Source organism: Amphibacillus indicireducens, from assembly GCF_039539605.1.
GTDB classification, from domain to species: Bacteria; Bacillota; Bacilli; order Bacillales; family Amphibacillaceae; genus Amphibacillus; species Amphibacillus indicireducens.
Window position 1 is genome coordinate 21,371 of the sequence record NZ_BAABDL010000117.1, and the last position, 26,300, is coordinate 47,670.

The window sequence follows — 26,300 nt, forward strand, 5'->3', positions numbered from 1 at the left end:
GGAGTCTTAGAGAGGTGTTTGATTTGAGAAATTATACATTACTAATTTTAACTTTATTAATTTTAGCGACTGGTTGTAACCAGTTAAAAGGTGAAGAGATACTACATACAATTGATCTTCTTGCAGAAAAAGAAGGAATTGCTCTTACTGAAAAAGATAGGATTGAATTCAAAGGCGAAGAAGAGATTGTAGACGAAGAGCTGCCAGAAGTTGAAGAACCAGAAGTAGTTGAAGAAGAGCCTGAAGTAACTCCGAGTCAGGAACCTGAAAAAGCTCCGAGCCAAGAACCTGAAATAAATGAAGCTGAACCAGTTATAAGCGAAGAGCAAAAGGCCGCCGAAAATATTACAGGTATTGATAAAGAAACGGGATTATACATTGTAAGTAATCCAAACAGTCTTCAAGTATATGTCAATAAAAACAGACGTTTACCTGTTGGACATAGTCCGAGTGATCTTGTAGAACCAAATGTGACGCACACAAAACCTAAAGGAGATGAACGACGCTTATTAAGAGCTGACGCAGCATCTGCACTTGAAGATTTGTTTGCAGCTGCATCAGAAGAAGGACTAGACATTGTTGCTGTATCAGGTTATCGTTCCAATGCGACACAAGCAAGTATTTATCAAGGTCATGTCAATAGAAGTGGTCAAGATTTTGCGAATCGCTATTCTGCACGTCCTGGCACAAGTGAGCATGAGTCAGGTTTAGCTATGGATGTTAGTGCAGCAGTAGTTGGATTTGGACTTGAAGAGGCTTTTAAAGGGACGGATGAGGGAACTTGGATCAATAACCATGCGTATCGCTTTGGTTTCATTATTCGTTATCCGGAGGGCAAGGAACATATCACTGGCTATGGCTATGAACCGTGGCACTTACGTTATGTTGGTCAGGAATTGGCGGAACACCTATATCAAAATAATTTAACACTTGAAGAATACTTCGGTTATCATTATGAATTAAAAGAATAAACAGAAAAAATGATTTCTAGCCTAGTTAGAAATCATTTTTAATATGCTACAATGAAAATATTGATTAATCTGGGGGTTCAAATAATGGAAACAAGAACAGAACACGATACACTTGGGACGATTGAGGTTGATCGGTCAAAATTTTGGGGTGCTCAAACACAGCGCAGTTTAGAAAACTTCCCGATTGGCACTGAAAAAATGCCTGAACAACTGATTCGAGCATTTATAATTTTAAAAAGAAGTGCAGCAATCGCAAATTATCAATTAAAAAACCTGACTAGATTGAAAAAAGAGGCGATTGTTTATGCGTGTGATTACGTACTGAAACACGGTTTAATTGAGCATTTTCCACTCGTCGTTTGGCAAACGGGGAGCGGAACCCAAACGAATATGAACGTCAATGAAGTTTTGGCATATATAGGTAATCAGTTTTTGACAGATAACAATCATGCTGAACGACTCCATCCGAATGATGATCTCAATCATTCACAAAGCTCGAATGATACATTCCCTACTGCGATGCACATTGCTTCTGTTTTGACAATTGAGACGGAATTGCTCCCAGCTTTAGCGGAAATTAATGGGACGTTGACCGAGCAGATGAAAAAGTATCATGATTTGATTAAAATTGGTCGAACACACTTACAAGATGCCACGCCGATAACGTTCGGTCAAGAAATTAGCGGCTGGCAACATATGATTGAAAAAATTGAACAGATGTTGACAGAAGATCTAAATTACTTACGTGAGCTTGCCATCGGTGGAACAGCTGTCGGTACTGGGTTGAACGCACATTCTCAGTTTAGCGATCTCGTCGTCAGAGAAATTTCAGCGCTAACGAAAACACAGTTCGATTCTGCAAAGAACAAATTTCATGCGTTAACGAGTCATGATCAACTTGTCAGAACCCATGGCACGTTAAAAGCCTTAGCAGCCGATTTAATGAAAATCGCAAATGATGTTCGCTGGTTGGCCAGTGGCCCACGAGCTGGTCTTGGTGAAATAGAATTACCAACAAATGAGCCAGGAAGTTCAATTATGCCAGGAAAAGTTAACCCAACACAAGCTGAAGCTTTAACAATGGTTACCGTTCAAGTGATGGGGAATGATACAACGATTGGGATTGCGGCAAGCCAGGGTAATTTTGAGCTTAATGTTTATAAACCAGTGATTATCTATAATTTTTTACAGTCAGTCCATTTGCTAGCTGACGGGATTCGTTCATTCAATCAGCGTTGTTTAATCGGGATGAAACCAAACGCAGATGTGATGAAACGTGATTTAAATGCATCACTGATGTTAGTGACAGCACTAAGTCCGAAGCTTGGTTATGATCGAGCGAGTCAGATTGCTAAAAAAGCGTATCAAGACAATCAAACATTAAAGGAAGCTTGTTTAGAGCTTAAATTTTTAACAGAAGAAGCATTCGATCAGCTGATTGATCCGGCAAAAATGATCCAACCAAGTGATTGAAGTGAGCGATTGTTTCACTGACTGATAGAGGTAGCATTTCCCTTACTAACTAGTTATTAGCGCGATTAAACTTGCGAGGTTTATCCATACTAGTCGTAAGGAGGTGAACAACAATGGCAGATAGAAATCGTTCAAACAAGTTAGTTGTTCCCGGAGTTGAGCAAAAATTAAATCAAATGAAATATGAAATTGCTCAAGAATTTGGTGTTAATCCTGGACCAAACGAAACAGCCCGTGCTAATGGATCTGTAGGTGGAGAAATTACCAAGCGACTTGTCCAACAAGCACAAGAACAAATGGGTCCAAATAATTAATCTAACTGAACAATAATTTCAAATAAAAAAAGCGACATCTTTTATAGATGTCGCTTTACTTATTTGATTACTACTTATTTGATACGCTCTTCAGTTTCAGCATCGAAGAAGTGGCATTTGTGCATGTCGAAAGCAAGTGTTAACGTTTCGCCACCGCTAATGTCTGTACGTGAATCAACACGTGCAACGAAGTCTTGATCAGCTAATTTAGAATAGAGGTATGATTCAGAACCCATTAATTCAGCAACATCAATATTAGCTTCAATCGTTGAACCAGGATTTGCATCAAGGAACACAGGCTCATCATGGATGTCCTCTGGACGAACACCTAAGACGACTTCTTTACCGATATAATTTTGTTCGCGAAGAACTTTCATTTTACCTTCAGGAACTTGAATTAGTTGGCCATTACCGCCAACATGGAAACCATCATCTTCTAATGTACCACTGAAGAAGTTCATTGCAGGTGATCCAATGAATCCGCCAACGAAAATGTTATCTGGCTTGTCATAGATTACTTTAGGTGCACCAACTTGTTGGATAAGACCATCTTTAAGTACAACAAGGTTAGTTGCCATTGTCATCGCTTCAGTTTGGTCGTGTGTAACGTAAATAGAAGTTGTTTCTAAACGTTTGTGTAGTTTTTGAATTTCTGCACGCATCTGAACACGAAGTTTCGCGTCTAAGTTTGATAAAGGCTCATCCATTAAGAATACTTGAGCGTCACGAACAATCGCACGTCCTAAAGCAACACGCTGACGCTGACCACCTGAAAGTGCTTTTGGCTTACGGTCTAAGAATGCTTCAAGACCTAAAATATCAGCAGCTTCTTTAACACGACGGTCAATTTCATCTTTTTTGAACTTACGTAACTTCAAACCGAATGCCATGTTATCATATACGTTCATGTGTGGATAAAGTGCATAGTTTTGGAAAACCATTGCGATGTCACGGTCTTTTGGAGCAACATCGTTCATTAATTTACCATTGATATATAATTCACCAGATGTAATTTCTTCTAATCCAGCGATCATACGTAGTGTTGTTGACTTACCACAACCTGATGGACCAACGAAAACAACGAATTCCTTATCTTTAATTTCAAGGTTAAAGTCGGATACCGCTTTAACGCCGTCTTTCTCATAAACTTTATCAATATTTCTTAGTGACAGTTCTGCCATTATAAAATCCTCCTCTGTTTTGAAAGCGTTTAACTTTATAAACTTAGTCTACACAATTTGCCCAATTAGGTAAATGGACAGACTGCACAAAAAACAGTTCACCTTTTTGTGCATGCTTACAAATTGACTAAAATTTTTCAATCAAAATGTCGTTTAAGCAATAAAACTAAATAGACAGCAAGTGCATTTTCAAATTGTTTGACATCAATCGTCGTTTTTTCAATAAACTTATCAATCCGATATTGCAAGCTGTTGCGATGCATATAAAGTTCTTTTGCCGCTAGACTAACATTGGAATTGCATTCAAGAAAAATTTGAATTGATCGTAAGAGTTCTTCATCGTCAGCCGTATCTTTTAACATCGCTTCTATTAAGAAACGTCCATCTGCTTGATTTGTGATTGTCGTTAACAGATAAGGAATTGCTGTTACATAGCTCATAACTGGTTTTGTACTGAATTTGTTAAGCTTCTGATAACTATCTTGCATCCAAGAAAAGTAATCATGTGCTTTATTTAGTTCAGATAAATAAGGTCCAATGTAAAAACGAACATCTAGATAAAAGTCTGTTGTAAATACTTCAATCATCTCTTCATAAGAAAGCATCTCTTCATCAATAATTGATTCTTCTTCAATGATCATTCCAGAAAGTTGGTTCACCCAAACGATTGCTGGTCGAGTAGAGTATAAGCCATCAATCGCTTCACGAAAATCAGTTGGATCAATTAATGGTTCAGATAGGGTAAATAATATAAAGCGATACAAACTAGGTTGTTGTTTGAAATTAGGTTCTTCTTGTTCGTTAATAAGCTGATACCATTTCTCTTCACGTGTTGTGACAGGTGGGTGTGCACCCTGATATGGTGTTAAGAACAGTCGTAATAGGGACTGGTCTTTCTTATCGAGTTCTTGTTTTTCAATGCCAATGATTTCATTGGCAGGTGTAATAAACCATTGATAATCGGCTGCTCGTTCAATTTGATTCGGTTGTTTGACAATTAGACTTGTGTAAATATTTTTTAATTTTTCAATCATAAAATGGCCTCGTTTATTATTGTTTTTTCGCTTGTAAATCGTGTATATACGCATATAAAACATGAATACTTAAGTTTGTGCTAGGCAAGTGATTTTCACTCTAGGTGACGCTTTCGGTGCTACAGGATGTATGTCAGTTAGACGTCGCCACCCGTCGTTACGATCACTTGTTGGAATCCCCTCATCTGTACATTAGCTAGAGATCATTTAGTAAGTGTTCGTAATTTTAAATGAAAGCAGATGTTATAGAATTGAATTAATTATAACAAAAATAATAGTTGGTGTCGTATGTTAGAGTGTTAAATGAAAATCTTCGAAGAATAATCGTTATCAGTTGGTTTCTTGTTTTAAGTTTGTTATAGTTGAACAGTGGAAAATGAACGAGGTAAGTAGAACTCAATTATTTAGGAGGATTTAAGATTATGTCAGCAATTCAAGAAAGTGCAACTGCACTAGAGCAAGCGCTAAGAGAAAGTGAAGAATTCCAAGGATTAAAATCAGCTTATGAAGCGGTTATGAATGATGAGATCGCTAAAAAAATGTTTGATAATTTCCGAAATGTTCAAATTGAGCTACAACAAAAGCAAATGCAAGGTCTAGAGATCACGGAAGAAGAAGTTGATCAAGCACGTAAAGTAGTTGAAACAGTTCAGCAGCACGAGCAAATCTCAGCATTAATGGCTGAAGAACAACGTGTAAATGACTTAATTAACGAAGTAAGTCGTACAATTACTAAGCCTTTAGAAGAACTTTATAGTGAACAAGCTTAAGAAAAACATAACACCCACTCAGAAAAATTGAGCGGGTGTTATGTTTTATTACTTATTTCTTTTCCATAATTTTATCAATTAAACCATATTTCAATGCAGCGTCTGCAGACATAAAGTTATCACGATCAGTATCACGATCGATAACTTCGATTGGCTGCCCAGTACGGTCAGATAAAATTTGGTTGATCTTATCACGCATTTCAATAATTCGTTTTGCGTGAATCTGAATATCAGTTGCTTGACCTTGTGTTCCACCTAATGGTTGGTGAATCATGACTTCACTATTTGGAAGCGCATAACGCTTTCCAGGTGCACCTGCAGCAAGTAAAAATGCGCCCATCGATGCAGCCATACCGACACAAATTGTTGACACGTCAGGCTTAATAAATTGCATTGTGTCAAAAATCGCCATTCCTGCTGTGATCGATCCACCAGGTGAGTTGATATAGATTGAAATATCTTTATCTGGGCTCTCTGCTTCTAAGAAAAGCAATTGTGCGACGATACTGTTTGCGACGTTATCATCAATTGCACTCCCTAACATAATAATTCGATCCTTTAACAGACGAGAATAAATATCATATGCACGTTCTCCACGGTTTGTTTGTTCAATAACTGTTGGAATTAAATTCATTCTTGTTCCTCCTTATATCCACTTGATAAAATAGTTCTACCTTTATATTAACTAATTGGTCAATAAAGGTCAAATTATTTAATCTTTCTTATACTAGCTTTATTTTTCCCTAACAGTTGGGAAATTAAACCTAGCTCTATTATAACAGAAGCAAGACAACTTTAGAAAAAAATACAATCAAAAAAATATCAATTGAAATAAGGAACAATATCCGCTATAATAATGCTTGTCACTTTTAATTCGTGCGCTCGTAGCTCAGGGGATAGAGCATCGGTTTCCGGGACCGAGTGTCGGGGGTTCGAATCCCTCCGAGCGTGTCTTTTTTACAAAAAAATTTCTTGCTTAAATAGTGGATGACCACTCATTTAAGCTTTTTTTATTTTTTCCTAGTCGCTCATGTCAAAATAACCTGATTCGTGTTCCTTCATTAAATAGTAAAAAGCTAGCCAAATCATACTCGCTAAAAATAACACATAGATTTCTCTGATCGAGCCAAACTATTTTCTGTAGGGGGTGAGATCAGATCATGAAAAACGATAAAGACATTAGAACGAGCAATAAAATTAAACGGCTAGAACGACGTAAAGCAGAAGAACTACAACGCTATGGTAAGCACCGTTTTGCCGAAGAGTTTTCAGAAGAACCGATTTCAACAGAGCATTTAGATGAGGATATTCCAGACAACGAAATCTAAATTAACTGACCCCTGACATATTTGTCAGGGGTTAATGAATTATTGATAGGTGAATAATCATTCACATTTTGCTTATGATTCGGTATAATGAACATGTCGCAATGAATCATATTGAGGTGTTTGATGTGAGATACTTTTATTGGCTTAATTATGTATTTTGCTTACTTATTCGACTTGAAAGTTGATTTAGATAAGCTTAAGAAAGAAACATCCAATAACTCTTATCTCAATAATGAACAGCAATCTAACAAGAAAGTTCATTTGTAAAGAAAAATTTACATCAAATATCTTGAGTAATTTTAGGCGGTCTGCTATACTTTGGTTGTTGAGATATTTTTTTGTTATGAGCGGGTCAAAAAAAACCGTCCCGGGTCAAAAAACATCCCGAAAGGTTAAACAGGGGAGGGAGTTACTATATGCATTCATTAATTGATTTACAAATGATAGTATGCCCCGACTTGTTAGAAACCATGCAAAAAAGATATCGCATCTTACATACAATCCACTTGCTTCAACCGATTGGCAGACGCAGTTTGGCTGATCAGATTAATATGAAAGAGCGGGTTGTCCGAACCGAGTTAGATTTTTTAACTCAACAAGGTTTGCTCAGTGTGAGCCCAAAAGGTGTTACGCTAACAAACCATGGCAACGAGATTATGACAGCTTTAAGACCTTATCTTGAAAGAATGCATCGTTTCGATGTATTAGAAGAGAAGGTAAAGCAAATATTAAATCTCGATCATGTCATTATTGCACCAGGAGATAGCGATCAGGAAGAGTGGGTTAAATTTGATTTAGGTCGACGTGCGTATGAATTTTTACAGACGAGACTTAAACCAAATGATACAATTGCAGTAACAGGTGGTACATCAATGGCGGCTGTTGCCGAAATGATGCAACCATCGACGAATGGGACAAATTGTTTGTTTGTTCCTGCTCGTGGCGGTCTAGGTGAGCGTGTTGAGAATCAAGCAAACACGATTTGTGCTGAGATGGCTAATAAGATGAACGGCGAGTATCGATTACTGTATGTACCAGATCCATTAAGTGAAGAAACGTATCAGTCGATCATTCAAGAACCAGGTGTGAGAGAAGTTTTAGAAATGATTCAACAAGCAGATGTCGTCATGCATGGTATTGGTGACGCATGTACGATGGCCGAGAGACGAAAAACCCCTGATCATGTTTTAGATAAGCTGAAAAAGGGAAACGCAGTAAGTGAGGCTTTTGGTTATTATTTTGATCGGCAAGGCCAAGTTGTATCTAAAGTAAGAACGGTTGGCATGCAACTAGAGGATCTGTCAAATGTTAAGACAGTCATTGCTGTTGCTGGAGGGAAATCGAAGGCTGAAGCAATTGAATCCTTTTTCAAGCAAGGAAGAAGTAATGTTCTCATCACAGATGAGGGCGCCGCAAAAATGTTAATAAAGGGCTCGTCCCTTTAAATAAATTTTTTTCAAATACAAGGAGGAAACAAGAATGACAGTTAAAGTAGCTATTAATGGTTTTGGTCGTATTGGACGTTTGGCTTATCGCCGAATCAAAGAATTAGGAGAAACTAACATGGAAGTTGTTGCAGTTAACGACTTAACTGGCAACGAAGACTTAGCATATCTTCTAAAGTATGATACTGCTCAAGGTCCTGTTTCATATGATGTTAAAGCTGAAGGTGATTCTTTAATCATCGACGGTAAAGAAGTTAAAGCATTTGCAGAAGCTGATGCAAGCAAATTACCATGGGGCGATTTAGGTGTTGATATCGTTCTTGAGTGTACTGGTTTCTATACAAGCAAAGAAAAATCACAAGCACACATCGATGCAGGTGCTAAAAAAGTTCTAATTTCTGCACCAGCTGGTGATAAAGAAACTAAAATGGTTGTATTCGGCGTAAACGAAGATGTAATTAACAAAGACGACGTAATCGTTTCTGCTGCTTCATGTACAACTAACTGTTTAGCTCCAGTTGCTAAAGTATTGAATGACAAATTCGGTATCAAACGTGGTCTAATGTCAACAATCCACGCTTATACAGCAACACAAGCTATGCAAGATGCTCCAGGCGGACGTAAAAACCGTGCGGGTGCTGCTAACGCTATCCCTGCTTCAACTGGTGCTGCAAAAGCTGTTGGACGTGTTATTCCTGATATTCAAGGAAAAGTTGACGGTACTGCAGTTCGTGTTCCAACAATTACAGGTTCACTTGTAGAGTTCTACACTGTATTAGATAAAAAAGTAACTGCTGAAGAAGTTAACGCTGCAATGAAAGAAGCTGCGAACAGTGCATTTGCTTACACTGAAGATGAGATTGTATCAAGTGACGTAATTGGAAGTACTTACGGTTCAATCTTTGATGCAACAATCACTAAAGTAATCGAAACAGATGGTGAGCAATTAGTTAAGACAAACGCTTGGTACGATAACGAGTATGGTTACACAAGCAACATGGTTAGCTTACTTGACTACATGGTTAAACTTGGTTAATTAATTTTATCACAAGACTAACAATGCTTTTAAAGCGGGAAGCGCTCGCGCTTCTCGCTTATTTAATTAAATCTACTTTATTGGAGGATCTTTAAATGGCTAAAAAAATTGTTACTGATTTAGATGTAGCCGGTAAAAAAGTTCTTGTTCGTGCGGACTTTAACGTGCCGATGAAAGATGGAGAAATTACAAATGATGACCGTATTGTTCAAGCACTTCCAACAATTAAGCATCTAATTGAAGAAGGCGCTAAAGTTATTCTGTTCTCTCACTTAGGTCGTGTGAAAGTTGAGGAAGACAAAGCTGGTAAGTCACTTCAACCAGTTGCAGATCGTCTAGCAAAATTATTAGCTAAAGATGTTCAGTTTGTTCCAGAAACTCGTGGCGAAAAACTAGAGAATGCAATTGATGCTCTAGAAAATGGTCAAGTTCTTATGTTTGAAAACACACGTTTTGAAGATATCGATGGTAGCAAAGAAAGTAAAAATGATCCTGAATTAGGCAAGTATTGGGCTAGTCTAGGTGACCTTTTTGTAAATGATGCTTTTGGTACAGCTCACCGTGCTCACGCTTCAAACGTTGGGATTGCATCTAATATCGAATCAGCAGCAGGTTTCTTAATGGAAAAAGAAATTAAGTTCATCGGAAATTCTGTTGATCAACCAGTTCGTCCTTTCGTCGCTATTTTAGGTGGAGCAAAAGTTAGTGACAAGATTGGTGTAATCGAAAACTTACTTGAGAAAGCTGATAAAGTTATTATCGGTGGTGGAATGGCATTTACATTCTTTAAAGCCCAAGGTAAAGAAATTGGTTCATCATTACTTGAAGCTGATAAAGTTGATTTAGCAAAAGATTTATTAGCACGTGCTGATGGTAAGATTGTTTTACCAATTGACTCTGTTGTTAATACAGAATTTGCTAATGAAGGTGATGTTAAAGTTGTCCCTGTCGATGAGCACCCAGATGGTTATATGGGCCTAGACATTGGACCTGAAACAATCAAGCTTTATGAAGAAGAATTAAAAGGTGCAAAAACAGTCGTTTGGAACGGACCGATGGGTGTATTTGAAATGGCAAACTTCGCTAAAGGAACAGTTGGTGTTTGTGAAGCGATTGCGAACCTTTCTGATGCAACAACGATTATCGGTGGTGGAGATTCAGCAGCTGCAGCAATGCAATTAGGTTTTGCTGAGAAATTCTCACACATTTCAACTGGTGGCGGTGCCTCATTAGAATACTTAGAAGGTAAAGAATTACCTGGATTAGCAGCGATTAGTAATAAATAATTCGCAAACAATACAAGACAAGAAGTGAAAAGGAGCAGATTATGCGTAAACCAATTATTGCAGGAAACTGGAAGATGAATAAAGTATTAGCGGAAGCAAAAAGCTTTGTAACTGATGCAAAAGCTAAAGTACCAGCGCAAGATCAGGTCGACTCAATTGTATGTGCGCCTTTTCCATACTTAGCAGCACTCGTTGAAGAGACGAAAGGGACAGATTTAAAAGTTGCTGCCCAAAATATGCACTATGAAGAAAATGGTGCATTTACAGGTGAGGTTAGCCCGGCAATGTTGAAAGATTTAGGCATTGAATATGTCGTACTAGGTCACTCTGAGCGTCGTGAGTATTTTGCAGAAACAGATGAAACAGTTAATAAAAAGGCACACGCTGCTTTTGCATATGGTATCACACCAATTATTTGTTGTGGTGAAACATTAGAGCAACGTGAAGCAAATCAAACAATGGATTTAGTTGCTGATCAAGTTAAACAAGCAATTGCAGGTTTAACTGATGATCAAGTGAAAGAATCAGTGATTGCTTATGAGCCTATCTGGGCAATCGGTACAGGCAAAACAGCAACATCAGAACAAGCGAATGAAGTATGTACACATATTCGTGAAACAATTGCTGACGTTATTTCACAAGAAGTAGCAGATGCCGTTCGAATTCAGTATGGTGGCAGTGTGAAGCCAGATAATATCGATGAACTATTAGCTCAATCAGATATTGATGGAGCGCTAGTAGGAGGGGCGAGCTTAGAAGCTGACTCATTCCTAAAGTTAGTAGAGGCTGGTGCAAAATGAGTAAGGACAAATTAGCAGCATTAATTATTCTTGACGGATTTGCGATCCGTGATGAAGCAAAAGGGAACGCGGTTAAGCAGGCGAAGACGCCGAACTTTGATCGTTACTGGAATCAGTTTCCTCATAATCAATTGATTGCTTCAGGTGAAGCAGTCGGTTTACCTGATGGGCAAATGGGGAACTCGGAAGTCGGTCACATGAACATCGGTGCAGGTCGCATCGTGTATCAAAGCTTAACTCGACTAAACCTTGCAATTCGTGAAGGTGAATTTTTCGAAAATGCATCATTAGTAAAGGCAATGGATCATGCACTTACGAAAAATAAAGCACTCCATATTTTCGGTTTGTTATCTGACGGTGGTGTACACAGTCATATTAATCACTTGTTTGCTATTTTAGAATTAGCTAAAGCTAAAGGACTTGATCAGGTTTATGTTCATGGCTTCCTAGATGGCCGTGATGTCGGTCAAAAATCAGCAAAACAATATATTGAAGCTGCTCAAGCGAAGATGGATGAATTAGGTGTTGGTCAGTTTGCGACAATTTCAGGTCGTTATTATTCAATGGACCGTGATAAGCGCTGGGATCGAGTTCAAAAATCTTATGATGCGATGGTTTATAATCAAGGTCCAACAGCACAAGATCCGTTAGCTGTTGTTGATGAAGCTTATGCGGTTGACGTTTATGATGAATTCGTTGTGCCAACGGTAATGGTTGATGCTAACGACAAACCGATTGCAAAAATTGAATCAGAAGATGCAATTATTTTCTATAACTTCCGCCCAGATCGTGCGATTCAAATTTCACAAGCTTTTGCGAACAATGATTTTGAAGAGTTTGATCGTGGTGCAGGTGCAGCAAAAAATATCTTGCTCGTATCAATGATGAAATACAGTGATACTGTTAATAGTGAGATCGCTTATCCACCAGTCGAAATGAAAAATACGGTTGGTGAAGTTTTAGCAAACAATGGTTTAAATCAGTTGCGAATCGCTGAAACTGAGAAATATCCACACGTGACATTCTTTATGAGTGGTGGACAAGAAGCGGAATTCAAGGGTGAGAAGCGAATTTTGATTAACTCGCCGGATGTTGCGACGTATGATTTAAAGCCAGAGATGAGTGCTTATGAAGTGACGGAAGCGTTACTTAAGGAAATCGATGAGGGTAACCAAAATGCGATTATCTTAAACTTTGCTAATCCTGACATGGTTGGTCACTCGGGTATGCTTGAGCCAACGATTAAAGCGGTTGAAGCGGTTGATGAGTGTTTAGGAAAAGTTGTTGATAAGATTCTTGAAAAAGGTGGTCGGGCGATTATTACGGCTGACCATGGTAATGCTGATGAAGTTGTTTCATTAGATGGAACAGCAATGACGGCACATACAACGAATCCAGTTCCAGTTATCGTGACTCAAGAGGGGATTGAGCTTCGTGATGGTGGGATTCTAGGTGATTTAGCACCAACATTATTAGATTTATTAGATGTTGATCAGCCAGAAGATATGACTGGTCAATCATTAATAAAATAAATACAAATTCAAAGGAGAATAAAGAATATGCCTTATATTACAGATGTATTTGCACGTGAAGTAATGGATTCTCGTGGTAACCCAACAGTAGAAGTAGAAATTTATACAGAATCAGGTGCGTTCGGTCGCGCTCTAGTACCAAGTGGTGCTTCAACAGGTGAGCACGAAGCAGTTGAATTACGTGATGGTGACAAAGATCGTTACCTTGGTAAAGGTGTTCTTAAAGCAGTTGCGAACGTAAACGATATTATTGCACCAGAACTATTAGGTTTTGACGTTACGCGTCAAGTTGTAATTGACCAATTATTAAATAGTTTAGATGGTACACCAAACAAAGGTAAATTAGGTGCTAACGCAATCCTTGGTGTGTCTATGGCTGCTGCAATTGCTGCTGCTGATCATTTAGGTATGCCACTTTACACTTACCTAGGTGGATTTAACGCAACATTACTTCCAACACCAATGATGAACATCTTAAACGGTGGAGAGCACGCAGATAACAACGTTGATATTCAAGAATTTATGGTAATGCCAGTTGGCGCGCCAACTTTCAAAGAAGCTCTACGTATGGGTGCAGAAATTTTCCATAACTTAAGAAGCGTTTTAGCTGCTAAAGGTTATAACACTTCTGTAGGTGATGAAGGTGGATTCGCACCAAGCTTGAAGTCAAATGAAGAAGCTTTATCAACAATTATCGAAGCAATTGAAAAAGCTGGTTACAAGCCAGGTGAAGAAGTTAAATTAGCAATGGATGTTGCTGCTTCTGAATTCTACGAAGACGGTAAATACAACCTTAAAGGTGAAGGTGTTGTCCGTTCTGTTGAAGAAATGGTTGACTGGTATGCTGAAATGGTTGACAAATATCCAATCGTTTCAATCGAAGACGGTTTAGATGAAAACGACTGGGATGGTTGGAAACTACTTACTGACCGCCTAGGCGACAAAGTACAATTAGTTGGTGACGACTTATTCGTTACAAACACTGAAAAACTTGCTGAAGGTATCGAAAAAGGCATTGGTAACTCAATCCTAATCAAAGTGAACCAAATCGGTACACTTACAGAAACTTTCGAAGCAATCGAAATGGCTAAAAAAGCTGGATACACTGCAGTTATCTCACACCGTTCAGGTGAAACTGAAGATGCTACAATTGCAGACATCTCTGTTGCAACAAACGCTGGCCAAATCAAAACAGGTGCTCCTTCACGTACTGACCGCGTTGCTAAATACAACCAATTACTACGTATCGAAGACGAGCTAGTTGATACAGCTAAATATGCTGGAAAAGCTGCGTTCTATAACTTAGACTAATTTTTAGATTGGTCTGAAAAATTAAAATCTCCAACGAGTGGTGACGAGCCACTTGTTGGAGTTTTTTTGATGTTGGCTGGTGAGTTTTTGCCAAAAGGTTTAATAATCTAGGGTCTAATCGTACCCTGTCACATTGGCAAATGCTCAGTTGAGGTAACGAATAGCCCCTAATCGTACCCTGTCACATCGGTAAATGCTTAGTTGAGGTAACGAATAGCGCCTAAGTTGCTAGGAAATTAAACAGAACTAAATGGTCGGTAATAAGTGAGGATAATTAATACAAATAAAATCGAAAAAACCACTTTTTAGCGAATGGTTTCTGCTATACTGAAATTAATTGGATATCATGCTGAAAAGGAGTGGGATAGTTGGGTTTTATTGTTTTTGTTGTGGTGGTTCTTTTCGGAGCGACAACGCTACCAATAGGAGGAGTGTTGGCAGAACATGTTTCAGAGTTTTGGGCGTTTGTGGGTGCGCTTGGAATTAATCTGTTTTTATCAACTGCTCTAGTCTTACTTTACTATATTCATGATTACTTGAAACAAATTGCTGAAAAGAAAATCGACTAAGTCAATCAAAAACCCCCTCGTGCTTAAAAGAAGCATCAGGGGGTTTTGCTTTAATCGTTATTGACCTGTTTTTTCACGAATAAATGCTTCAACTTCGTCAGCGGTTGACATGCTTAGCAATTCATCTTTATATGATGCCATTTCTTCTTTAGATAGTTCTTTAATTTGCGTTCGTGCTGGTAAAATTGATGTCGCACTCATACTGAATTCGTCCAAGCCAAGTCCGAGTAAAATTGGAATCGCGATTGGATCACCAGCCATTTCGCCACACATACCTGTCCATTTGCCCTCAGCATGGGCAGCCTCAATCACATTATTGACGAGCGCCAAAATTGCTGGGTGATACGGCTGATAGAGATAAGAGACATTTTCATTCATTCGGTCGGCAGCCATTGTGTACTGGATTAAATCATTCGTACCAATACTGAAGAAATCAACTTCTTTAGCGAATTGTCGGGCAGCAACTGCAGTTGAAGGAATCTCAACCATGATGCCGACCTCAATCCCATCAGCAACTTCCACACCTTCGCCCACTAAATTATCTTTCTCTTCTAATAACAATGCTTTTGCTTCGCGAAATTCTTCTAATGTTGCGATCATTGGGAACATAATTTTTAAATTACCATACGTACTAGCACGTAACAATGCACGTAACTGAGTACGGAAAATGTCTTTTCGTTCTAAACAAAGACGAATGGCTCGAACACCTAAAAATGGATTCATTTCTTCGGGTAAGTCGAGATAACTCAGTTCTTTATCGCCACCAATATCTAACGTCCGAACGACAACAGCTTTGTCGCCCATCTGCTCGAGTACTGACTTATAAGCATTAAACTGCTCATCCTCAGTTGGGAAATCATTGCTTCCCATATAGAGAAACTCGGTACGATAAAGCCCAACCGCTTCACCACCATTATCTAGCACACCTTCAACATCAGCCGGCGTACCAATATTGGCGGCTAACTCAACAGCCACACCATCTTTAGAAACTGTCGGCTCATCTTTCAACTTTGCCCATAACTCTTTTTGCTTAGCGAAATCAGCTTGCTTGTCCTGATATTCAGCTAATAAATCGTTCTCAGGATTGATAAAAACTTTCCCTTCAATCCCATCAACGATAATTAAATCACCATCTTTAATGTCATTGGTAACTGTTCTCGTCCCAACGACTGCTGGGATTTCTAATGAACGTGCCATGATCGCAGAGTGTGATGTACGCCCACCGATATTTGTCGTGAATCCTTTGACAAACTGCTTATTTAATTGTGCTGTATCTGAAGGCGTTAAATCCTCCGCAATCACAATAACTTCCTCATCAATCAACGCAGGATTTGGGAAAGACACTCCAAGTAAATGCGCCATGACACGCTCGGTCACGTCTTTAATGTCAGCCGCACGCTCACGCATGTATTCGTTATCCATATCCTCAAACATCTTAATGAACATTTGAGCCACCTCATCAAGCGCAACTTCCGCATTGACTTGCTCATTTTTTATTTTATCTTCCATCGGTGAAATTAACTCTGGATCACTCAACACAAGTAAATGTGCTGAGAAAATCTCTGCATGCTCATCACCAACAGACACACGCGCATGTTCTTTAATTTTTTCAAGCTCTTGCTTAGAAACATCAAGCGCATCATGTAGTCTATTAATTTCTGTCTCTGTATCCTCAATTTTAATCGTATCAAAGGAAAGGTCAGGTACTTCGAGCGTGTATGCTTTAGCAATCGCAATCCCATTTGATGCTGCAATCCCTTGTAAGTTTTTCATAATAATCTACTCACCTAGTCCTTCTTGTTTGAAAACCTCGATAATAGCGTCAAGTGCTTCCACTTCATCCGAGCCTTCAGCAATAATTGTCAACTCTGCATCCTGTGGAATACCGAGCGACATGACACCCATAATCGATTTTAAATTGACCGATTTATTATTGTAGGCCAACCTAACATCAGACGAATAATGCCCTGCCTTATTAACTAACGCTGTTGCAGGACGTGCATGTACACCTGTTTCTGAAGTAATACGTACTGTTTTTTCTACTGCCATCAAAAAAACCTCCTCAATTATTTCTAGCTATACACTGATTGTACCATACCCTAAATTAAAGTGGAATAACCTTATTAGTAGAAGAATTCACAAAATATTAAACCAAATAGAACACCCAAAACCATTCAACCCATCCATTAAAAATTGCCGAACCGAGAGACCAGAAAGAAGCTTGAGAATAAAATCTGAAAAAGCTTGCAGATATAGCTTAGTTTGTGCTAAATTAGTAGTAGTGTATTTTACTGAACCAAGTTATTAAAATATTATTTGTCAAGATTGTCTAGGAGGTGTGCACACCCATGCAAGGTGCTGCCGTAACATTATTAATTTTAACTTCAATCGCACTTATTGTGCTTGTCGTATTACAATCAGGTAAGAGTGAAGGACTATCTGGAGCAATTTCAGGTGGTGCAGAACAACTTTTTGGAAAGAAAAAGGCGCGCGGAATTGATGCGTTTTTAAACCGTGCCACAGTCATTGCTTCTGTAATTTTCTTTGTACTAACTTTCCTGTTAGCTTACGTACTATAATAATGAATCGAGCCAAACCTCTCAATTAATTAAAATGAGGGGTTTTTTCGTTGTCTAAATAAAATTGATAAGGCACTATTAATGCAGATGGTGGGTAAGTTTGTTAAGATAAAGTAATGACATACTAGAGAGAAAGCTCGTGGAGGGAAAAATAGAGATGAAAATGCAACAACCAAAACCATTTATGTTTAAAGAAGGGGAACGTGCGGTATTATTACTACATGGGTTTACTGGCCATAGTGCTGACGTTAGAATGCTCGGACGTTTCTTACAGACAAAAGGCTATACTACTTATGCACCGATTTATCGAGGTCATGGTGGGAATCCAGAACAATTGCTAGAAGGTGGAGCTGAAGCGTGGTGGGCAGATGTGCAAGACGCCTATCAGAAGCTGAAAGACGAAGGTTATCAGAAGATCGCTGTTGCCGGTCTATCTTTAGGTGGTATTTTAGGGTTAAAACTTAGTTATTCTGATCCAGTCGTTGGCATAGTTCCTATGTGTACTCCAATGATTTTAGATGAAGATCATCGACTTGATGATGGCTTCCGTTTTTATGCAAGCCAATATAAACAACGTGAAGGCAAAAGTGATGACGTGATTGAGGAAGAAGTTGAGGTGCTTGTGAAAAAGTCAGCACCACTATTTAGTCAAATTACCGAGTTGATCAACGAAGTTCGCCAATCGCTAGATTTAATTTATGCACCGACATTCGTTGTTCAAGCTGAAGATGATCAAATTATTAATCCAGAAAGTGCGACTTATATTTACGATCACGTTGAAGCAGATCCAAAAGAAATTAACTGGTATCAAGATGCGGGGCATGCGATTACTCTAGGGAATAAAAGAGATCAAGTTCATCAAGATATTTATCAATTTCTAGAATCACTTAACTGGGATTAAATCAAAAAAATAAGCACATATTAAATAGAAAGAAGGTGAGATAATGGAAGATTTAAGAGAGAAACTATTGGGATTTTTTAAAGATGAATCAGACCGACCGCTTAAAGTTGAGGAAGTGATGACGGCATTAGAACTTGACAGTAACGATGGTCAACTTTTTGCTTCAGTTATCAAAGCATTAAACAGTTTAGAACAAGATGGAGAGCTGATTTTAACGAGGAAAAACCGTTACTCGCTACCAGAGCGAATTGGCTTAGTTAAAGGAACAATCCAAATGCATAAGAAGGGGTTTGCTTTTCTAATCCCAGAGGATGAAAGTAGAGCAGATGTCTACATCAATCCGACAGACTTAAAAGGGGCGATGAACCGTGACATTGTTTTTGTTCGGATTATCTCCGATCCAGTTGGTGATAAGCGATTTGAGGGTGTCGTTGAACAGATCATTGAACGCCATTCAACACGAATTGTCGGTACCTATGAAGACAAAGGTAGCTTCGGTTTTGTCATTGCTGATGATAAACGGATTCCAAATGATATTTTTATTAAAAAAAGTGAATCACTTGGTGCGGTTACCGGTCATAAAGTGATCGTCCAGATTACTAAATTCCCTGAAGGTACGATGTCAGCTGAGGGAGAAATTGTTGAAATTCTTGGACATAAAAATGATCCAGGCATGGATATTTTGTCGATCATTCATAAATACGGAATTGCAATTGATTTTCCAGCAGAAGTGATGGAGCAAGCTGAGCAAACAGCTGAAACAATTGAGCCAAGTGAACTTGAAGGACGTCGTGATTTACGAGATGAACAAATCGTCACCATCGATGGTGCTGATGCGAAGGATTTAGATGACGCAATTTCTGTTAAAAAATTGGCTAACGGCAATTATAAGCTCGGTGTTTATATTTCAGATGTATCGTATTATGTTGAACAAGATTCACCGATGGATCAAGAAGCATACGATCGTGGGACGAGCGTTTATTTAGTTGATCGAGTGATTCCAATGTTGCCACATCGACTGTCAAATGGAATTTGTTCATTAAATCCTGGTGAAGATCGGTTAACATTGGGCTGTGAAATGGAAATCGATCCAAAAGGTGTTGTTGTCAGTCACGATATTTTCCAAAGTGTGATCAATAGTTCGGCAAGGATGACCTATAAAGAGGTCAATCAAATCCTCGTCGATCAAGATCAATCCGTCAGGGATCAATATGCGGAATTTGTTCCATTATTTGAAGCGATGGAAGACTTAGCAGAAATTTTACGTCAAAAACGGTTTGGACGTGGGGCTATCGACTTTAATTTCAAAGAAGCACAAGTACTCGTTGATGAATCGGGTCACCCAACAGATGTTGTTATCCGTGAGCGATCCGTCGCAGAGCGATTAATTGAAGAGTTTATGCTGATTGCGAACGAGACTGTTGCCGAGAATTTCCATTGGATGGAGATGCCGTTTATTTATCGAATTCACGAAGATCCAGATGAAGAAAAACTGCAAACTTTTTATCAGTTTGTTGGTCAGTTTGGCTATAACATAAAAGGAACAGCAAATGAAGTTCATCCGCAAGCGTTGCAACAAGTCCTTGATCTCGTTAAAGGTGAGCAAGAGGAAATGGTGATTTCAAAATTGATGCTTCGGTCATTAAAACAGGCAAAATATGACTTTAACAGCATCGGGCATTTCGGTTTAGCAACTAAATATTACACACATTTTACTGCACCGATTAGACGTTACCCAGATTTAATTGTTCATCGATTAATTCGGACCTACTTAATTAACGGTAAAATTGATCAAAAAATACAAAACCATTGGAAATCGAAGTTGCCTGAAATCGCAAAACATACATCTGAACGCGAACGGATCGCGGTCGATGCAGAACGAGAAACAGACGACCTGAAAAAAGCAGAATTTATGCAAGACAAGATCGGCGAGGAATTTGATGGTGTGATCAGCTCAGTGACAGGCTTTGGTTTATTCGTTGAACTAGAAAACACTGTAGAAGGCTTAGTTCACGTCACCGATTTAACCGATGATTACTATCACTTTGATGAACGAAGTTTTGCCTTAATTGGTGAGCGTACCGGCAATGTCTTTCGGATTGGGGATGCGATCACAATTAAAGTAGCAGATGTCAATCTAGAGGAACATTCTGTTGACTTCGAAGTCGTTGGTATGAAGCAAAAAGCACGTAGAAAAGAAACGCCAAAGCATGAACAACCAAAATCAAAGAATAAAAAACAAGGTAAAAAACTTAAACCACCGAAAGCGCGCAAGAATAAAAAACGCAAATAATTTTTCATTAGAAAACTTAGCGTTCGCCAAGCCTTTAGGCGAATGCTTTAGTTCGTACTAGTTTAGAAAATTACAAACTTCGTTAGTTATGGATAACTTTGTACTTGTTAAATGTCTAAGGGCCTTTATGAGTAATGTCTAACAATTTGTTGCTATTCATTGTATATCAAAGGTATTTTAAGTGAGATACCTGATGATTAGCCCCTATTCGTTAGAGATCGGATCGATTCAGGGGTTGATCTCTGACGATCAGCTCCTATTCGTTAGATATCGGGTTGATTCAGAGGTTGATTTCTGACGATTAGCCTCTATTCGTTAGATATCGGGTTGATTCAGAGGTTGATTTCTGACGATTAGCCTCTATTCGTTAGATATCGGGTTGATTCAGGGGTTGATCTCTGACGATTAACTCCTATTCGTTAGAGATCGTTACGATTTTGAGGGGATCTCTGATGATTAGTGCTTATTCGTTACCTCTCTGACGATTTTCTAGCGAGATAGGGCACGATTAAGTACTATTCGTTACCTCTCTGACGATTTTCTAGCGAGATAGGGCACGATTAAGTGCTATTCGTTACCTCCCTGACGATTTTCTAGCGAGACAGGGTACGATTAAGTGCTATTCATTACCTCTCTGACGATTTTCCAGCGAGATAGGGCACGATTAGCTCTATTTGTCATATTTACTTAATAAAATCACCGTATAACACCCAACCGTCTTGAACTTCAAAGGCTTTTTTATTTGGAATTTTCCCAAATACCTCAGGAGTAAAATCAAACCACGCGTGCCTCGCTGCAGTGGAGTGCGCAAGCTCAAATTGAATAGTTTCAAATAATCCAGGTTCACTAAAATAATCATCCCAAAAATAACGCACTTGCGCATAGGAATCCCCTTTGATATTGTCCGAAATCAATAACCAGCAGTCTTGCTTTTCATTTTGTTAAAAACGTGTCTCAGCTAATTTTTGATCGGTGATCAGTGGGGGTAATTCGATAATGGTTTAAATTCAAAAGATATCGCAGTGCAATTGTCAATAGCCCTCCACTGATTGAAGTATCACCTTATCATCGCATAGTCAGTTTATTTCTATCCAGTAGAAAGCTTGTTTTCTATTATTTTAAACAGAGTCCCAACTGCTGGGATGATTGTATTTGTAGTCTGAACCTGTTAAAATTGTAACTGTCTTAAAGTGAAGGAGGGTTGATGATGCCCAAAAATCAAAGTAAAGCAATTGCTCAAAATCGAAAAGCGTCACATAATTATTTTATTGAGGATACGTATGAAGCGGGACTCGTACTCCAAGGTACAGAAATTAAATCGATCCGCGCCGGTCGTGTTAATATGAAAGATAGCTTTGCCCGCGTTGAACGTGGCGAGGTGTTTTTGTATAATCTTCATATTTCCCCATATGAGCAGGGAAACCGCTATAATCATGAGCCGACTCGAACACGAAAACTACTTCTGCATAAAAAGCAAATTAACAAATTAATTGGTGAAACACAACAAGCAGGTTATTCACTCGTTCCATTAAAGATTTATATTAAGAATGGTGTTGCTAAAATTTTGATCGGTTTAGGTAAAGGGAAAAAGCAATATGATAAACGTGAAGACCTGAAAAGAAAACAAGCTAAGCGTGACGTTGACCGTGCGCTGAAAGATAGCTTGCAATAAGACTTGCATTATCCTGTCAATTTGTTATAATAAAGTGTAGAAACAAAACAACTTCATACGAAGCTTAAACTGTTTTGTCCCTTATTTTACGGGGGCGTTCTGGATTCGACAGGGGTAGTTTGAGCTCAAGTGGCATGTCGAGGTTACGGCTCGTAAAACGTTACACGCCAATAATAACTGGCAAAGAAAATAATTTCTCTTTAGCAGCTGCTTAAGCACTGGTAAAGGATCCTTCCCAGCATCGCCCGTGTGCCGGGTCTAGGGTCTCAAACTTAGCGGGATACGCTAGATATCTTCCGTCTGTAGACATCTAGAAGAGTTCAATCAGACTAGCTACGAGAAAGCCTGTTGATTGGCGGAATCGCTAGCGAAACACTAATAGATCAACTACACATGTAGATGCTTGAGTGGCGATATCTCTGGACGTGGGTTCAACTCCCACCGCCTCCACCAATACATAGCTAACTATTGGTGTGAGTGGCTTTTAACAAGCCGTGGTAACAATCGTGGCAATATTATTTATCAACATACACAAGTCGTCTTCTATATAGAAGGCGATTTTTGCGTTTAAAGATCAAAATATGAATTGTCACCAATCAATCGGGTTGATGCCTTTTTTTTGTTTATTCTTTTCTCACTAAGTAATGATTCATTACAATCATGCACATACTACTTCAAAGACAAACAAATAAATAAGCAAAAAGAGTTTAACATAAGTCAATAACGGTTAAATCAATAATATGTATGCTTGTTATCATTCATTTTTTTAGAGAAATTCAAGTTATAATTTCAAAGGAGGCTAAACAATGAAACACAAAGAAACAGTTGACAAATTACTTGAGGTTGTTGGTGGTAAAGAAAATATTCAAAATTATGAACACTGTGCGACCCGATTAAGAATCATTTTAAAAGATGATAGTAAGGTGAGTAAGGAAGAAGTAGAAGCGATACCGGAAAACAAAGGTTACTTTTTCAATACCGGTCAGCACCAGTTTATTTTTGGAACAGGAATAGTTAATGCTGTTTATCAAGATTTAGAGCAAGTTATGGATGGGGGAAGTTCTGGTGATGATCAGCATTCAGATTTTAAGGATGATGTCTATAAAAACTTAAATCCTGTTCAAAGAGTTGTACGAACGTTAGCTGATATTTTAGTGCCACTTATTCCTGCACTTGTTACGACTGGTTTATTAATGGGGCTACGTGGATTACTCGTTGAACTTGGGATGGATATGTCTGACACGTGGTTAGCGCTTTTTGAAATGTTAACAGACACGGCCTTTGCTTTTCTACCTGTTTTAATTGCATATAGTGCGACGCGGAAGTTTGGTGGTAATGCGATTATCGGGATTGTCGTTGGTTTAATGATGGTTGCACCACAGCTACCCAATGCGTGGGCAGTTGCTGGTGGTGATGCCGAGCCGTTAACACTGCTTGGTGTGTCGATTGTTGGCTATCAAGGATCGATTATTCCAGCGATTGTTGCAGGTTGGTTAATTTCTAAGTTAGAAAAATGGTTAAGAAAAGTTGTCCCGCAAATGCTCGATTTAGTCGTGACGCCATTTGTTAGTTTGACTGTTACGATTACAGTGATGTTGCTTATTTTGGGACCGTTTTTGCAAATGTTAGAGACAGGTGTCATTAATTCAATTGTCTATTTAGTTGAGGCACCATTAGGAATTGGTTATATCATTTATGCTGCATTCCAGCAATTACTTGTAATAACGGGTCTGCATCACTCGCTTAGTATTATTGAAATAAGTTTGCTCAATGATACAGGTGTGAACGTGTTAAATACATTAGGAACAGCAAGTATGGCTGGTCAGTTTGGAGCTGCGATTGCCACAGCGATGTTAATGCGGGATAAATTGAAACGAAGTAATGCCTTATCTTCGACGGCTTCAACTTTATTTGGAATTACTGAACCATTACTATTCGGTGTTAATTTACGCCATATTCGCATCTTCATCTCAGGTATGGTCGGTGGTGCAGCTGGTGGCCTGCTGACGTCTATACTAGGCCTAGCGGCAACTGGTATGGGAATTACCTTTGTACCTGGCTTATTACTTTATACGAGTAGCATTTGGGTATTTATCCAATATATTTTAGTGATCGCTGTTTCATTTAGTGTTGCGTTTATTCTTGTACGTGTGCAATCAAAAACGATCCGGGATGAAATTAATTGAGACGAGTAAAGAAGGAGGAAACGAATGAACCCTCTCCATAAAGAGTTAAACAATTTTTATCAAAAAATGAACTTAGGGTCTTTGGAAAAAATGGTTGACCAGGATCAGTGGCGCCTGAAGTATCATGTGATGCCACCGATTGGGTGGTTGAATGATCCAAATGGTGTGATGCAGCACGATGGTATCTATCATTTGTATTATCAATATTCGCCGTATGATGCAGAGGGTGGTTTGAAGTATTGGGGGCATAAAACGTCAACTGATTTAGTGACGTTTGAAGATCATGGGATTGCGCTTTATCCTGATCAGCCCTATGATTTGCATGGTGTGTATTCGGGCACGGCTTATGTTGAGGATGGGCAAATTCATTATTTTTACACTGGGAATGTGAAGCATCTTGGTGACCATGATTATATCTCGTCTGGACGTGAGCAGAATACGGTTCATGCGGTGAGTCATGATGGTGGTTTTACGATTCAGAAAGTTGGTTGTGTGATTCATGCCGATGATTATCCTAAAGAATTTAGTCAGCATATTCGTGATCCGAAGGTATTTAAGCATAGTGAAAGGTATTATATGTTACTAGGTGCTAGGGATCTAGAGAGTCAGGGGCAAGTGATCGTCTATCAGTCGGATAATTTGGTTGATTGGCGTTATCAAGGTGTATTTGCAGGTCCTGATCAAAAGTTGGGCTATATGTGGGAATGTCCTGATTATTTTTCGCTTGATGGTGAAGATGTGTTAATTTTTTCACCACAGGGTGTTGAGCCGGAAGGATACCTCTATCAAAATGTTTATCAAGCGGGCTATATGTTAGGTAAGCTTGATCCGTCTCTGATGCAGTTTTCTAGTCAGGAAAAATTTGTTGAGCTAGATCGTGGATTTGACTTTTATGCGCCACAAACATTCTTGGATGAGCAGGGGAGGCGTATTTTATGGGGTTGGATGGGTTTGCCTGATGAGGATGGGGCGATTACGAATCCAACTGTTGAACAGGGCTGGCAACATGCTATGACATTGCCTCGAGAACTGTCGATTGAACAGGGGCGCTTAAAGCAGAGACCCCTGCCTGAGTATAAAAAACTTCGCGGACAACATTTTGAAGATACTTTTGAATTGACTGATCATTATCAGAATGAGCAGTTATTTGGTGAAGTTTATGAACTGATTGTTGAGGTTGAGCGTGTTGAAAGTGAGCTTGTACTTCATTTGAGACAGGATACAGTGCTTCGTTATGATCATGATAATAAACGTTTACATTTAGAGTTAGGAGCGTCTGGTTTTGGTCGAGATCAGCGTACAGTTGAACTTGACGGCTTGACTCAGTTGCATATTTTTTCTGATCGTTCTTCGCTAGAGATATTTGTTAATGATGGTGATTATGTGTTGACGACACGAATGTATCCGGAGCAAAATCATGATCTGGTTGCTTTCGAAGGCCAAGCAAAATTAACGATCAATAAATGGGCGCTTGATTAGGCGCTAGAAACCACCCGAGTTGGGTGGTTTTTTTGTTGGGGTTTTAGCTATTTTGAAAACGTGCTATAATAACCTGAGTTTTGCAGTTAAAACAAAGAAAAAACAGCCATGACCCCATATACATGAAGGGTTATGGCTGT

At 38.8% G+C, this 26,300-nt stretch carries 24 protein-coding genes, 1 tRNA gene and 1 other RNA gene; 20 read left to right on the top strand and 6 right to left on the bottom strand.

Features of this window, described 5'->3' with window-relative positions; genetic code table 11:
* The first annotated feature begins 14 nt into the window (after positions 1-14).
* The 3 genes from ABD814_RS10520 to ABD814_RS10530 all read left to right on the top strand — a co-directional run bounded on the left by ABD814_RS10520 (position 15) and on the right by ABD814_RS10530 (position 2,758).
* Positions 15-971, top strand: a complete 957-nt coding sequence (locus ABD814_RS10520) for a M15 family metallopeptidase (protein ID WP_344912938.1) — start codon at positions 15-17, stop codon at positions 969-971.
* Between the two features lie 84 nt (positions 972-1,055).
* Positions 1,056-2,444: a class II fumarate hydratase gene (gene fumC, locus ABD814_RS10525; protein WP_344912940.1), complete on the top strand. Its 1,389-nt coding sequence runs from the start codon at positions 1,056-1,058 to the stop codon at positions 2,442-2,444.
* Positions 2,445-2,557: 113 nt separating this feature from the next.
* The gene (locus ABD814_RS10530) at positions 2,558-2,758 is read left to right on the top strand and encodes an alpha/beta-type small acid-soluble spore protein (protein WP_344912942.1); all 201 of its coding nucleotides are present in this window, start codon (positions 2,558-2,560) and stop codon (positions 2,756-2,758) included.
* A gap of 74 nt (positions 2,759-2,832) precedes the next feature.
* Here ABD814_RS10530 and ABD814_RS10535 read toward each other — a convergent pair whose 3' ends face one another.
* Positions 2,833-3,939: an ABC transporter ATP-binding protein gene (locus tag ABD814_RS10535; protein WP_344912943.1), complete on the bottom strand. Its 1,107-nt coding sequence runs from the start codon at positions 3,937-3,939 to the stop codon at positions 2,833-2,835.
* 137 nt (positions 3,940-4,076) lie between these two features.
* Complete coding sequence (locus tag ABD814_RS10540; RefSeq protein ID WP_344912945.1) at positions 4,077-4,973, bottom strand: helix-turn-helix domain-containing protein; 897 nt, start codon at positions 4,971-4,973, stop codon at positions 4,077-4,079.
* A gap of 422 nt (positions 4,974-5,395) precedes the next feature.
* Between ABD814_RS10540 and ABD814_RS10545 the strand changes: the two genes are divergently transcribed.
* Positions 5,396-5,743, top strand: coding sequence for a YlbF/YmcA family competence regulator (locus ABD814_RS10545; RefSeq protein WP_344912947.1), 348 nt, complete (start codon positions 5,396-5,398; stop codon positions 5,741-5,743).
* 52 nt (positions 5,744-5,795) lie between these two features.
* On the opposite strand, the gene clpP is transcribed toward ABD814_RS10545, so the two are convergent.
* Positions 5,796-6,377 carry an ATP-dependent Clp endopeptidase proteolytic subunit ClpP gene (gene clpP / locus ABD814_RS10550; protein WP_344912949.1) on the bottom strand — a complete coding sequence of 194 codons (582 nt, stop codon included), beginning with the start codon at positions 6,375-6,377 and terminating at the stop codon, positions 5,796-5,798.
* Positions 6,378-6,621: 244 nt separating this feature from the next.
* Between clpP and ABD814_RS10555 the strand changes: the two genes are divergently transcribed.
* From ABD814_RS10555 to ABD814_RS10595, 9 genes are all read left to right on the top strand, one after another.
* Positions 6,622-6,694, top strand: a tRNA-Arg gene (locus ABD814_RS10555).
* 209 nt (positions 6,695-6,903) lie between these two features.
* Positions 6,904-7,071, top strand: coding sequence for a hypothetical protein (locus ABD814_RS10560; RefSeq protein WP_344912951.1), 168 nt, complete (start codon positions 6,904-6,906; stop codon positions 7,069-7,071).
* 416 nt (positions 7,072-7,487) lie between these two features.
* Positions 7,488-8,516, top strand: coding sequence for a sugar-binding transcriptional regulator (locus ABD814_RS10565; protein ID WP_344912953.1), 1,029 nt, complete (start codon positions 7,488-7,490; stop codon positions 8,514-8,516).
* Positions 8,517-8,550: 34 nt separating this feature from the next.
* A complete protein-coding gene (gene gap / locus ABD814_RS10570) occupies positions 8,551-9,552 on the top strand; it encodes a type I glyceraldehyde-3-phosphate dehydrogenase (protein WP_344912955.1) in 1,002 nt (333 codons plus the stop codon).
* A 95-nt stretch (positions 9,553-9,647) separates the two neighbouring features.
* Positions 9,648-10,838 carry a phosphoglycerate kinase gene (locus ABD814_RS10575; protein WP_344912958.1) on the top strand — a complete coding sequence of 397 codons (1,191 nt, stop codon included), beginning with the start codon at positions 9,648-9,650 and terminating at the stop codon, positions 10,836-10,838.
* A 41-nt stretch (positions 10,839-10,879) separates the two neighbouring features.
* Positions 10,880-11,638: a triose-phosphate isomerase gene (gene tpiA, locus ABD814_RS10580; RefSeq protein WP_344912960.1), complete on the top strand. Its 759-nt coding sequence runs from the start codon at positions 10,880-10,882 to the stop codon at positions 11,636-11,638.
* Positions 11,635-13,170, top strand: coding sequence for a 2,3-bisphosphoglycerate-independent phosphoglycerate mutase (gene gpmI / locus ABD814_RS10585; RefSeq protein WP_344912961.1), 1,536 nt, complete (start codon positions 11,635-11,637; stop codon positions 13,168-13,170). The genes tpiA and gpmI overlap by 4 nt, the downstream gene beginning before the upstream one ends.
* 27 nt (positions 13,171-13,197) lie before the next feature.
* Positions 13,198-14,481, top strand: a complete 1,284-nt coding sequence (eno, locus tag ABD814_RS10590) for a phosphopyruvate hydratase (RefSeq protein ID WP_344912962.1) — start codon at positions 13,198-13,200, stop codon at positions 14,479-14,481.
* 368 nt (positions 14,482-14,849) lie between these two features.
* Positions 14,850-15,050, top strand: a complete 201-nt coding sequence (locus tag ABD814_RS10595) for a hypothetical protein (protein WP_344912963.1) — start codon at positions 14,850-14,852, stop codon at positions 15,048-15,050.
* Positions 15,051-15,107: 57 nt separating this feature from the next.
* Here the strand turns inward: ABD814_RS10595 and ptsP are convergent, their stop codons facing one another.
* A complete protein-coding gene (gene ptsP / locus ABD814_RS10600) occupies positions 15,108-16,823 on the bottom strand; it encodes a phosphoenolpyruvate--protein phosphotransferase (RefSeq protein ID WP_344912964.1) in 1,716 nt (571 codons plus the stop codon).
* Between the two features lie 6 nt (positions 16,824-16,829).
* Positions 16,830-17,099: a phosphocarrier protein HPr gene (locus ABD814_RS10605; protein WP_344912965.1), complete on the bottom strand. Its 270-nt coding sequence runs from the start codon at positions 17,097-17,099 to the stop codon at positions 16,830-16,832.
* A gap of 299 nt (positions 17,100-17,398) precedes the next feature.
* On the opposite strand from ABD814_RS10605, the gene secG reads away from it, so the two are divergent.
* From secG to rnr, 3 genes are all read left to right on the top strand, one after another.
* Entirely contained in the window at positions 17,399-17,629 is a 231-nt protein-coding gene (gene secG / locus ABD814_RS10610) for a preprotein translocase subunit SecG (RefSeq protein WP_344912966.1), read from the top strand.
* A 157-nt stretch (positions 17,630-17,786) separates the two neighbouring features.
* A complete protein-coding gene (locus ABD814_RS10615; RefSeq protein ID WP_344912967.1) occupies positions 17,787-18,530 on the top strand; it encodes an alpha/beta hydrolase in 744 nt (247 codons plus the stop codon).
* 43 nt (positions 18,531-18,573) lie between these two features.
* Positions 18,574-20,823 carry a ribonuclease R gene (gene rnr, locus ABD814_RS10620; RefSeq protein WP_344912968.1) on the top strand — a complete coding sequence of 750 codons (2,250 nt, stop codon included), beginning with the start codon at positions 18,574-18,576 and terminating at the stop codon, positions 20,821-20,823.
* Positions 20,824-21,506: 683 nt separating this feature from the next.
* Here the strand turns inward: rnr and ABD814_RS10625 are convergent.
* A complete protein-coding gene (locus tag ABD814_RS10625) occupies positions 21,507-21,698 on the bottom strand; it encodes a hypothetical protein (RefSeq protein ID WP_344912969.1) in 192 nt (63 codons plus the stop codon).
* A 332-nt stretch (positions 21,699-22,030) separates the two neighbouring features.
* Here ABD814_RS10625 and smpB point away from each other — a divergent pair, with 332 nt between their 5' ends.
* The 4 genes from smpB to ABD814_RS10645 all read left to right on the top strand — a co-directional run bounded on the left by smpB (position 22,031) and on the right by ABD814_RS10645 (position 26,160).
* A complete protein-coding gene (smpB, locus tag ABD814_RS10630; protein WP_344912970.1) occupies positions 22,031-22,495 on the top strand; it encodes an SsrA-binding protein SmpB in 465 nt (154 codons plus the stop codon).
* 90 nt (positions 22,496-22,585) lie between these two features.
* Positions 22,586-22,948, top strand: a transfer-messenger RNA (tmRNA) gene (ssrA, locus tag ABD814_RS10635).
* A 353-nt stretch (positions 22,949-23,301) separates the two neighbouring features.
* The gene (locus tag ABD814_RS10640; RefSeq protein ID WP_344912971.1) at positions 23,302-24,681 is read left to right on the top strand and encodes a PTS transporter subunit EIIC; all 1,380 of its coding nucleotides are present in this window, start codon (positions 23,302-23,304) and stop codon (positions 24,679-24,681) included.
* A 24-nt stretch (positions 24,682-24,705) separates the two neighbouring features.
* On the top strand, positions 24,706-26,160 hold the full coding sequence (locus tag ABD814_RS10645; RefSeq protein ID WP_344912972.1) for a glycoside hydrolase family 32 protein: 1,455 nt from the start codon (positions 24,706-24,708) through the stop codon (positions 26,158-26,160).
* Positions 26,161-26,300 lie beyond the last annotated feature (140 nt).